This is a genomic window from Mycobacterium sp. 050134 (assembly GCF_036409085.1).
In the GTDB taxonomy this organism is placed as follows: Bacteria; Actinomycetota; Actinomycetes; order Mycobacteriales; family Mycobacteriaceae; genus Mycobacterium.
The window spans coordinates 1-10,417 of sequence record NZ_JAZGLV010000044.1; the positions used below are offsets into that span (position 1 = coordinate 1).

General features: G+C 69.2%; 9 protein-coding genes. 6 read left to right on the forward strand and 3 right to left on the reverse strand.

The genetic code is table 11. From position 1 onward, the window contains the following. Nucleotides 1-76: 76 nt before the first annotated feature. The 6 genes from purN (at nucleotide 77) to SKC42_RS27165 (ending at nucleotide 7,472) form a co-directional block, all read left to right on the forward strand. Nucleotides 77-724 carry a phosphoribosylglycinamide formyltransferase gene (purN, locus tag SKC42_RS27140; protein WP_330967323.1) on the forward strand — a complete coding sequence of 216 codons (648 nt, stop codon included), beginning with the start codon at nucleotides 77-79 and terminating at the stop codon, nucleotides 722-724. Beyond that, nucleotides 721-2,316: a bifunctional phosphoribosylaminoimidazolecarboxamide formyltransferase/IMP cyclohydrolase gene (purH, locus tag SKC42_RS27145; RefSeq protein WP_330967324.1), complete on the forward strand. Its 1,596-nt coding sequence runs from the start codon at nucleotides 721-723 to the stop codon at nucleotides 2,314-2,316. The genes purN and purH overlap by 4 nt, the downstream gene beginning before the upstream one ends. 73 nt (nucleotides 2,317-2,389) lie before the next feature. Then, complete coding sequence (locus SKC42_RS27150) at nucleotides 2,390-3,775, forward strand: ATP-binding protein (RefSeq protein ID WP_330967325.1); 1,386 nt, start codon at nucleotides 2,390-2,392, stop codon at nucleotides 3,773-3,775. After that, entirely contained in the window at nucleotides 3,768-5,762 is a 1,995-nt protein-coding gene (locus SKC42_RS27155) for a VWA domain-containing protein (protein WP_330967326.1), read from the forward strand. Before SKC42_RS27150 ends, SKC42_RS27155 begins: the two co-directional genes overlap by 8 nt. Nucleotides 5,763-5,828: 66 nt before the next feature. Continuing rightward, nucleotides 5,829-6,566, forward strand: a complete 738-nt coding sequence (locus SKC42_RS27160; RefSeq protein WP_330967327.1) for an MIP/aquaporin family protein — start codon at nucleotides 5,829-5,831, stop codon at nucleotides 6,564-6,566. Between the two features lie 57 nt (nucleotides 6,567-6,623). After that, nucleotides 6,624-7,472, forward strand: coding sequence for an aldo/keto reductase (locus SKC42_RS27165; RefSeq protein WP_330967328.1), 849 nt, complete (start codon nucleotides 6,624-6,626; stop codon nucleotides 7,470-7,472). 17 nt (nucleotides 7,473-7,489) lie between these two features. On the opposite strand, the gene SKC42_RS27170 is transcribed toward SKC42_RS27165, so the two are convergent. The 3 genes from SKC42_RS27170 to SKC42_RS27180 all read right to left on the reverse strand — a co-directional run bounded on the left by SKC42_RS27170 (nucleotide 7,490) and on the right by SKC42_RS27180 (nucleotide 10,275). Next, nucleotides 7,490-8,092, reverse strand: coding sequence for a DUF1707 SHOCT-like domain-containing protein (locus SKC42_RS27170; protein WP_330967329.1), 603 nt, complete (start codon nucleotides 8,090-8,092; stop codon nucleotides 7,490-7,492). A gap of 77 nt (nucleotides 8,093-8,169) precedes the next feature. After that, entirely contained in the window at nucleotides 8,170-9,099 is a 930-nt protein-coding gene (locus tag SKC42_RS27175) for an enoyl-CoA hydratase family protein (RefSeq protein ID WP_330967330.1), read from the reverse strand. 9 nt (nucleotides 9,100-9,108) lie between these two features. Further along, nucleotides 9,109-10,275, reverse strand: coding sequence for an acyl-CoA dehydrogenase family protein (locus tag SKC42_RS27180; protein WP_330967331.1), 1,167 nt, complete (start codon nucleotides 10,273-10,275; stop codon nucleotides 9,109-9,111). Nucleotides 10,276-10,417: the final 142 nt, after the last annotated feature.

Genomic DNA, 10,417 nt, shown 5'->3' on the forward strand with positions numbered 1-10,417 from the left:
CGCCCGGCGTGGTCTGACTGTCGGCCTCCTCCGCGCGCCGTGCGGGCGCGCATCGTCGCCCGACTAGGCTCGCCGTGTGCAAGAACCGCTCCGAGTGGCTCCCAGCGCACCGGCGCGGGTGGTGGTCCTGGCGTCCGGCACCGGTTCGCTGCTGAGGTCCCTGCTGGACGCCGCCGTCGGCGAGTTCCCGGCGCGCGTGGTGGCCGTAGGCGCCGACCGCGACTGCCTCGCCACCGAGATCGCGACCGGCGCGTCGTTGCCCACCTTCACCGTCCGCCTGGGTGACCACCCCGACCGCGACGCGTGGGACGCAGCGATCACCGCCGCCACCGCCGCGCACTCGCCGGACCTGATCGTCTCGGCCGGGTTCATGAAAATCCTTGGGCGGCAGTTTCTGACGCGGTTCTACGGCCGCGTCATCAACACCCATCCCGCCCTCCTGCCCGCGTTCCCGGGCGCGCACGGGGTGACCGACGCGTTGGCCTACGGTGTCAAGGTCACGGGCTGTACGGTGCACCTGGTGGACGCGGGGACGGACACCGGACCGATCTTGGCTCAGCAAGCAGTTCCGGTGCTCGACGGCGACAATGAAGAGCTTCTACATGAACGCATCAAAGTCACCGAACGGAAGCTTTTGGTGGACGTGGTGGCTGCCATCGCGACGGGCGGCCTGACTTTGGTGGGTAGACAAGCGACGATCGGACGAAAGGCGACCAACCGATGAGCACCGAGGATTGGCGCGAGATGGCGAGAAGGCCCATCCACCGCGCGTTGATCAGCGTGTACGACAAGACCGGGCTGGTCGACCTCGCCCGCGGGTTGGCCGAAGCGGGCGTCGAGATCGTGTCGACCGGATCCACGGCGAAGACCATTGCCGAGAAAGGCATCCCGGTCACCCGCGTGGAGGAACTCACCGGGTTCCCCGAGGTGCTCGACGGTCGTGTCAAGACCCTGCACCCGCGGGTACACGCCGGCCTGCTCGCCGACCTCCGCAAACCCGAGCATGCCGACGCCCTCGAGGAGCTCGGGATCGCCGCGTTCGAACTGGTCGTTGTCAACCTGTATCCGTTCAGCGAGACGGTCGACTCGGGCGCAAGCATCGACGAATGCGTCGAGCAGATCGACATCGGCGGGCCCTCGATGGTGCGGGCGGCCGCCAAGAACCACCCGAGCGTGGCGGTGGTCACCGACCCGCTCGGCTATGACGGGGTGCTCGCCGCGGTCCGGCACGGCGGCTTTACCCTCGCCGAGCGCAAAACGCTGGCGTCGCTGGCGTTTCAGCACACCGCCGAGTACGACATCGCGGTCGCGAGCTGGATGGAGTCGACGCTGGCGCCCGAGCATCCGCCGACGGCGTTCCCGAAGTGGCTGGGCCGCAGCTGGCGCCGCTCGGCGATGCTGCGCTATGGCGAGAACCCGCACCAGCAGGCGGCGCTGTACGCCGATCCCGCCGCGTGGCCGGGCCTGGCACAGGCCGAGCAGCTGCACGGGAAAGAGATGTCCTACAACAACTTCACCGACGCCGACGCGGCCTGGCGCGCCGCGTTCGACCACGAAGAGACCTGCGTGGCGATCATCAAGCACGCCAACCCGTGTGGGATCGCGATCTCGTCGGTCTCCGTCGCGGACGCCCACCGCAAGGCGCACGAGTGCGATCCGCTGAGCGCATTCGGCGGGGTCATCGCGGCGAACACCGAGGTCAGCGTCGAGATGGCGGAGTACGTCAGCGGCATCTTCACCGAGGTGATCATCGCCCCGGCTTACGCGCCCGGCGCCCTCGAAGCGCTGACCCGCAAGAAGAACGTCCGGGTGCTCGTGGCCTCCGAGCCGCTCACCGGCGGCACAGAACTGAGGCCCATCAGCGGGGGACTGCTGGTTCAGCAGCGCGACGAGCTTGATGCGCACGGCGACAACCCAGCGAACTGGACGCTGGCGACCGGCTCGCCGGCCGACCCGGCGACGCTGAGCGACCTGGTCTTCGCGTGGCGCTCCTGCCGCGCGGTCAAGTCGAACGCGATCGTCATCGCCGCCGGGGGTGCCACGATCGGCGTCGGCATGGGCCAAGTCAACCGCGTCGACGCGGCCCGGTTGGCCGTGGAAAGAGGGAATGCACGAGGCGGCGACCGCGTCCGCGGCGCGGTCGCGGCGTCCGACGCGTTCTTCCCCTTTCCCGACGGCCTCGAGACGCTGACCGCGGCCGGGGTGAAGGCGGTGGTGCATCCGGGCGGATCCGTGCGCGACGACGAGGTGACCGCCGCGGCGGCCACCGCCGGCGTCACCGTGTATCTGACCGGGGCGCGCCACTTCGCCCACTGAGCGACCCGGGTGTCAATCAGCGCGGGGTGAACGAACTGCGCATGACGGAGGCCGCACCACGCCGTAGCGTGGAGTGGTGACATCACCGACTCATCTGCCCCGCACCGTCGGCGAATTGCGTGCCGCCGGTCACCGTGAACGGGGAGTCAAGCAGGAAATCCGGGAAAACCTCCTCACCGCGCTCGCCGCGGGCGACGAGGTCTGGCCCGGCATCCTGGGCTTCGAGGACACCGTCCTGCCCCAGCTGGAGCGGGCGCTCATCGCCGGCCACGACTTCGTGCTGCTCGGCGAGCGGGGGCAGGGCAAGACCCGGCTGCTGCGAGCCTTGGTCGGCCTGCTTGACGAGTGGACGCCGGTGATCGCCGGGTCGGAATTGGGCGAGCACCCGTTCTCGCCGATCACGCCCGAGTCGATCCGCAAGGCTGCCACGCTGGGCGACGACCTGCCCGTGGAGTGGAAACACCGCAGCGAGCGCTACACCGAGAAGCTGGCCACTCCGGACACCAGCGTGGCCGACCTGGTCGGTGACATCGACCCGATCAAGGTCGCCGAGGGCCGCAGCCTCGGGGACCCCGAGACCATCGCGTACGGCTTGATCCCACGCGCGCACCGTGGCATCGTCGCGGTCAACGAGCTGCCGGACCTGGCCGAGCGTATCCAGGTGTCGATGCTCAACGTGATGGAGGAGCGCGACATCCAGGTTCGCGGCTACACGCTGCGCCTGCCCCTGGACGTGCTCGTGGTCGCGAGCGCCAACCCCGAGGACTACACCAACCGTGGTCGGATCATCACCCCCCTCAAGGACCGGTTCGGCGCCGAGATCCGGACGCACTACCCGCTCGAGCTCGACGCCGAGGTGGGCGTGATCGTCCAGGAGGCCCACCTGAGCGCGCAAGTGCCCGATTACTTGATGCAGGTGATCGCTCGCTTCGCCCGCTACCTGCGGGAGTCGAATTCGGTCGATCAGCGTTCCGGGGTTTCGGCCCGGTTCGCGATCGCCGCGGCCGAGACGGTGGCGGCGGCCGCCCGGCACCGCGGCGCCGTGCTGGGGGAGACCGATCCGGTGGCCCGGGTGGTGGACCTCGGCACGGTCATCGACGTCCTGCGCGGCAAGCTGGAATTCGAGTCCGGCGAGGAGGGCCGCGAGCAGGCGGTGCTCGAGCACCTGTTGCGCCGCGCCACCGCCGACACCGCGTCCCGCGTGCTGGGCGGGATCGACGTCGGCGCGCTGGTGGCCGCGGTGGAGCGCGGTTCGGCGGTCACCACGGGTGAGCGCGTCTCGGCCAAGGACGTGCTGGCCGCGGTCCCGGCCCTGCCCGTCGTGGACAAGATCGCGGAGAAAGTGAACGCGCAGTCCGTGGGGGAGCGGGCCGCGGCGCTGGAGTTGTCGCTGGAGGCCTTGTACCTTGCCAAGCGGATCGACAAGGTCTCCGGAGAGGGCCAAACGGTCTATGGCTAAACCGTTCTCGAAGGGCCACTCCTCGCGATACTCGGCGTACACCGGCGGGCCCGATCCGCTGGCCCCGCCGGTGGATCTGCGTGAGGCGCTCGAGCAGATCGGTCAGGACGTCATGGCCGGCACGTCGCCGCGCCGCGCCCTGTCCGAGCTGCTGCGCCGCGGCACCGAGAACATGCGCGGCGCCGACCGGCTGGCGGCGGAGGCCAACCGCCGGCGGCGAGAGTTGTTGCGCCGCAACAATCTAGACGGCACCCTGCAGGACATCAAGAAGCTGCTCGATGAGGCGGTGCTGGCCGAACGCAAGGAACTGGCTCGGGCCCTGGACGACGACGCCCGCTTCGGTGAGCTGCGGCTGGACGCGCTGCCCGCGTCGCCGGCCAAAGCCGTCCAGGAGCTGTCCGACTACGACTGGCGCAGCCCGGAGGCGCGCGAAAAGTACGAGCAGATCAAGGATTTGCTGGGCCGCGAGATGCTGGACCAGCGCTTCGCGGGCATGAAGCAGGCGCTCGAGGGCGCCACCGACGAAGACCGTCAGCGTGTCAAGGACATGCTGGATGACTTGAACGAGTTACTGGACAAGCACTCCCGCGGTGAGGACACCCCGCAGGATTTCCAGGACTTCATGAACAAGCACGGCGAGTTCTTTCCGGAGAACCCGCGCAACGTCGACGAGTTGATGGATTCGTTGGCCAAGCGCGCCGCCGCCGCGCAGCGGTTCCGCAACAGCCTGAGTCCCGACCAGCGTGCCGAGCTGGACGCCTTGGCGCAGCAGGCATTCGGGTCCCCGGACTTGATGCAGGCGTTGAATCGGCTGGACGCCCACCTGCAGGCGGCGCGGCCGGGCGAGGACTGGACGGGGTCGCAGGAGTTCTCCGGCGACAACCCGTTCGGGATGGGCGAGGGGACACAGGCGTTGGCCGACGTTGGCGAGCTCGAGCAGCTGGCCGAGCAGCTGTCGCAGAGTTACCCCGGCGCCACGATGGACGATGTCGACCTCGACGCGCTGGCGCGCCAGCTTGGCGACGAGGCGGCCGTGGACGCTCGCACGCTGGCCGAGTTGGAGCGCGCGCTGGTGAATCAGGGTTTCCTCGACCGCGGTTCGGACGGCCAGTGGCGGCTGTCGCCCAAGGCGATGCGCCGGCTCGGCGAGACAGCGTTGCGCGATGTGGCGCAACAGCTTTCCAGCAGGCGCGGCGAACGGGAACTCCGTCGCGCCGGCGCCGCCGGGGAGCTGACGGGGGCTACGCGGCCGTGGCAGTTCGGTGACACCGAGCCGTGGAACATTTCCCGCACGCTGACCAATGCGGTGCTGCGGCAGGCGGGGACGGCCGCCCGGGACGGCCGCGCCGGTCCGCTGAAGATCACCGTCGACGACGTCGAGGTTTCGGAAACCGAGACCCGCACCCAGGCCGCGGTGGCGCTGCTGGTCGACACCTCGTTTTCGATGGTGATGGAGAACCGCTGGTTGCCGATGAAACAGACGGCGTTGGCGCTCAATCATCTGGTGAGCACCCGGTTCCGGTCGGATGCCTTGCAGATCATCGCCTTTGGGCGCTACGCCCGGACCGTGACGGCCGCGGAACTGACCGGCCTGGAAGGCGTCTACGAGCAGGGTACAAACCTGCATCACGCACTGGCCCTGGCGGGTCGGCATCTGCGTCGGCACCCCAACGCGCAACCGGTGGTCCTCGTGGTCACCGACGGTGAGCCGACCGCCCACCTGGAGGATTTCGACGGCGACGGCTCGGCGGTGTTCTTCGATTACCCGCCGCACCCGCGGACGATCGCCCACACCGTCCGCGGCTTCGACGACATGGCCCGGCTCGGTGCGCAGATCACGATCTTCCGGCTGGGCAGTGACCCCGGGTTGGCGCGGTTCATCGACCAGGTCGCCCGTCGCGTCGAGGGGCGCGTCGTGGTGCCCGATCTCGACGGGTTGGGCGCGGCCGTGGTGGGTGACTACCTGAGGTCGCGGCGCCGACGCTGACCGGACTGGTTGCAGCTAGCCGGTACCCGCGCATGGACGCCAGCGGCGAAGACACACACTCCCCTTGTGGCCAGGCTGGATGCCATGCGCGCGCTCGACTCACAGCAACCGGCCGCGGCCGGGCCTCCCGCCGCCCGCGACCCTCGTCCGGCGGCGAAGTACGCCGTCGAGGCGATCGGTACCTTCTTTTTGGTCTTCACCTGCGGCGCTGCCGTCGGCAGCGGGAGCACCCTGGCCCCACTGGCGATAGGTGGAGTGCTCATGGTGATGGTCTACGCCGGCGGTCAGATCTCCGGCGGTCACTACAACCCGGCCGTGACGCTGGCGGTCCTGGTGCGGCGCGGGATCGGCCCCGGCGACGCCGCCCGATACTGGATCGCGCAATCTTTGGCCGGCGTGATCGCCGCTGCGGCGGTGCGCTGGATCGTCGGACCGGTGCACCCCGCCGGACCGGAACACCGGCCGGTTGCCGTGTTCGCGGTGGAAGCGCTGTTCACCTTCGCCCTTTGCTACGTGGTGCTCAATGTGGCGACGAGCAGGCGAGGCCAAGGCAACTCGTACTTCGGGCTCGCGATCGGTTTCACCGTGGTGTCAGGGGCATTCGCGGTCGGTGGCATCTCGGGCGGCGCGTTCAACCCGGCGGTGGCGATCGCGGCGGTGGCCATGGGGATGATCGCCTGGCCGGCGCTGTGGATTTACCTGGCCGCGCAGGGCATCGCGGCGGCCGGGGCCGGAATCGCGTTCCTACTGCTGGATCCGGACCAACGCCGTTCCGGCCGAACCGCATCGCGCTCCGCGGCGTGACCGCGGGGGGATAAGAGACCGGCTGACCGGGTACACGGATTGACGAAGGAGGAAAGCATGACCAAGGTTCCAACGATCGAACTCAATGACGGTGTCGCCATTCCGCAGCTCGGATTCGGCGTGTTCCAGATCAAGCCCGCCGAGACGGCGGCGGCCGTCAAGACCGCGCTTGACATCGGGTACCGCCACATCGACACCGCCGAGATGTACGGCAATGAAGAGGAAGTCGGACAGGGCATCCGCGATGCCGGCCTCGACCGGGGCGAGGTGTTCATCACCAGCAAGCTGAACAACGGGTTCCACAAGCCAGACGACGCCAGGCGCGCCTTTGATGGAACGCTGAAGGCGTTGGGTTCGGACTACGTCGACCTGTTCCTCATTCACTGGCCGCTGCCCACGCTCTACGGCGGGGATTTCGTCTCGACGTGGAAAGTGTTGGAGGAGTTCGCCAAAGACGGACGCGCCCGCAGCGTCGGAGTCTCCAATTTCCAGCCGGCACACCTCGACCGGCTCGCCGCCGAAACGGAGACGGTCCCGTCGGTGAACCAGATCGAGGTACACCCGTACTTCGCCAACGAGAATGTCCGCAACTACGGGCGTGAACACGGGATCGCCACCGAGGCGTGGTCGCCGATCGCCCAGGGCAAAGTGCTCGACGATCCGGTCATCGCCCGTATCGCCGCGGCCCGCGGCAAGTCGGCGGCGCAGGTCGTCCTGCGCTGGCACATCCAGCGCGGCGACATCGTCTTTCCCAAGTCGGTGACGCCGGAGCGGGTGAAGGCCAATTTCGAGCTGTTCGACTTCGAGCTGGACGGTTCCGACATGGAGGCCATCTCGGCGCTCGACAAGGGCGAGTCGGGCCGCAATGGCCCCAACCCGGACACGTTCGACTACGTGCCGGACTGACCGGCGCGGGGCGAACGCTAGGCGCGGGACCTGCGGGCGCGCCGCTTGATGCCGACGCCGCCCCAGAGGGACCAGCCGCGGATCCGCACCGTCGGTGCGCCCGGGGTGCCGTGCCCGAGCACGGCATGGTCAAAGCCGCCCATGACGCCGCGCCCCTCGATCTCGACGTTGACCTCGGGCGGCAGCAGGATGTTCTGCACGCCCATGATCGAGATCGCATGGATGTCGACCTCGGTCGAGGTGAAGTCGGCATAGCGGAGGTCCAGCACTCCGCTGCCCCACAGGGTGAACGTGGTCAGTTTCTTGGGCACGTTCCACCGGCCGCGCCGTTCGAACCCGCTCAGGAGGGCAAGCAGCAGAGTGGAAGGCGCCGGGTTGGGTGTGCCGCCACGGCGGGGGCTGATCGGCGCGCCGGGCAGGTCGGCCCGAAGCTGGTCGAGTTCCTCATACGTGGTTGCGGCGTACGCCTTGGTGAGGCGGTCCTCGTAATCCTTCAGCTGCAGCCGGCCCTGCTCGGCGGCGTACGCCAGCAACTGCGCGAGCTGGATGCGATCGGTGTCGGCCGCCCGCGACGATTCGTGACGGACGTCCTTCGCGTCGCGCTGCGCTGAGTTGCTCATCACCCACGAGCGTACGACGTCCGGGTAGGGCTGCAAGAGGGTTGGCTAAATCGCAACCATGTCGCGGGCGGCGACCGCTAATTGGCGCTACCGTCAGCGGGAGCCCAGCTCGGTCTCCGCTTCTGCAGAAACGCGAGCATGCCCTCGCGCGCCTCGTCGGACACGAACAACCGCGCCGATTCCTCGGTCAGCCGTTCGGCGTCGCGGTCGAAGCCCTCCAGCATCGCCGCGGTGGTCAGCGCCTTCGACGCCGCGAGGCCCTGTGGCGAACCGCGGCCCACGTCCGCGACGACGCTCCGTACCGCGGCGTCGACGTCGTCGACGGCCATCGTCACCAGCCCGATCTCCGCGGCCCGGCCCGCGTCGAACGTCTCGCCGGTGAGGTAGTAGCGCGCGGCCGCCCGCGTCGGCATCCTCGGCAGGAGCGTCAGCGAGATGATTGCCGGCGCGACCCCGATCCGGGCCTCGGTCAGCGCGAACGTGCAGCGCGGACCGGCGACCACGATGTCGCAGGCGCCCACCAGACCGAACCCGCCCGCCCGCACATGGCCGTCGATGGCGGCAATCACCGGCAGCGGCGACGAGACGATCGCGCGCAGCAGTGCCGTCAGCTCGCGGGCGCGGCGCGCGGCCACGTCGTGTGGCGACGCTGGCAAGCCGCCCTCCGGGCCTCCGCTAGTCGGTGGTGGCGACCCGCTTCGACCGGCTGCGCCGCCCTCGCGATCGCCACTAGTCGGTGGTGGCGACCCGCTTCGACCGGCTGCGCCGCCCTCGCGATCGCCACGGCTGGCCTCGCTCAGGTCGGCCCCGGCGCAGAAGGTGCCGCCGGTATGTCCGAGCACGACCATCCGGGCCGCCGGGTCCGCCGCGGCGTCACGCAGCCCCTGGTGCAGTTGGTTGACCAACGCCGTGGACAGCGCGTTGCGGTTGTGCGGTGAGTTCAAGGTCAGGCGGGCGAACGGGCCCTTGGTTTCGGCCGGGCCGGCGTATTCGACGAGAGCGTCCATCGGGATAGCTCAGTAGCTTCGCGGGAGGCCCAGCGACGTCTGCGCCACGAAGTTCAGCACCATCTCGCGGCTCACCGGGGCGATCCGCCCCAGCCGCGCGGAGGCCAGCATCGCGGCCACGCCGTACTCCTTCGTCAGCCCGTTGCCGCCCATCGACTGCACGGCCTGGTCCACCGAGCGGGTGGCCGCTTCGGCCGCGGCGTACTTGGCCATGTTCGCCGCCTCGGCCGCGCCCGCGTCGTCGCCGCTGTCGTAGAGCGTCGCGGCCTTCTGCATCATCAGCTTCGCGAGCTCCACTTCGACGTGGCACTGAGCGAGCGGGTGCGACAGTCCCTGGTGCGCGCCGATCGGCGTGCCCCACACCTGGCGGGTCTTGACGTAGTCGGCGGCCTTCTTGAGGGCGAAGCGCCCCATGCCGACCGAACTGGCGGCGCCCATGATGCGCTCGGGGTTGAGGCCGGCGAACAGCTGGGCGATGGCGGCGTCCTGGGCACCGACGAGCGCGTCGGCGGGCAGGCGCACGTCGTCGAGGAACACCTGGAACTGGCGTTCGGGGCTGATCAGTTCCATGTCGATCGCGGTGTAGGTGAAACCAGGCGCGTCGGTGGGCACCACGAACAACGCGGGCCGCAGCTTGCCGGTCTTCGCTTCCTCGGTGCGCGCCACCACCAGCACCGCCTGCGCCTGGTCGATACCGGAGATGTATACCTTCTGGCCCTTGAGAATCCAGTCGCCGCCGTCGCGGCGCGCGGTCGTGGTGATCTTGTGCGAGTTCGAACCGGCGTCCGGCTCGGTGATTGCGAACGCCATCGTCAGCGAGCCGTCGGCGATGCCTGGAAGCCAGCGCTTCTTCTGCTCGTCCGTGCCGAACTTGCTGATGATGGTGCCGTTGATGGCGGGCGACACCACCATGAGCAGCAGCGCGCTGCCCGCGGCGGCCATCTCCTCCATCACCAGGGCCAACTCGTACATGCCGGCCCCGCCGCCGCCGTACTCCTCGGGCAGATTGACCCCAAGGAAGCCGAGCTTGCCTGCCTCCGACCACAATTCGGTGGTGTGCTCCTGAGCGCGGGCCTTCTGCAGGTAATAGTCCTGGCCGTAGTTGGCCGCCCACTCGGACACCGCCTTCCGCAGGGCCCGGCGGTCCTCGTTCTCGATGAAGCTGGTCTCGCTCATGTTGATCTCCTTATGCTTCCGGCGCTTCGACCCGTTCCGGGTTTGGATGGTCGTGACCCGCTTCGCCCGGCTCCGCCGCGCTTGCGATCACTGGTGGGACGGCGTGACCCGCTTCGCCCGGCTCCGCCGCGCTTGCGATCAC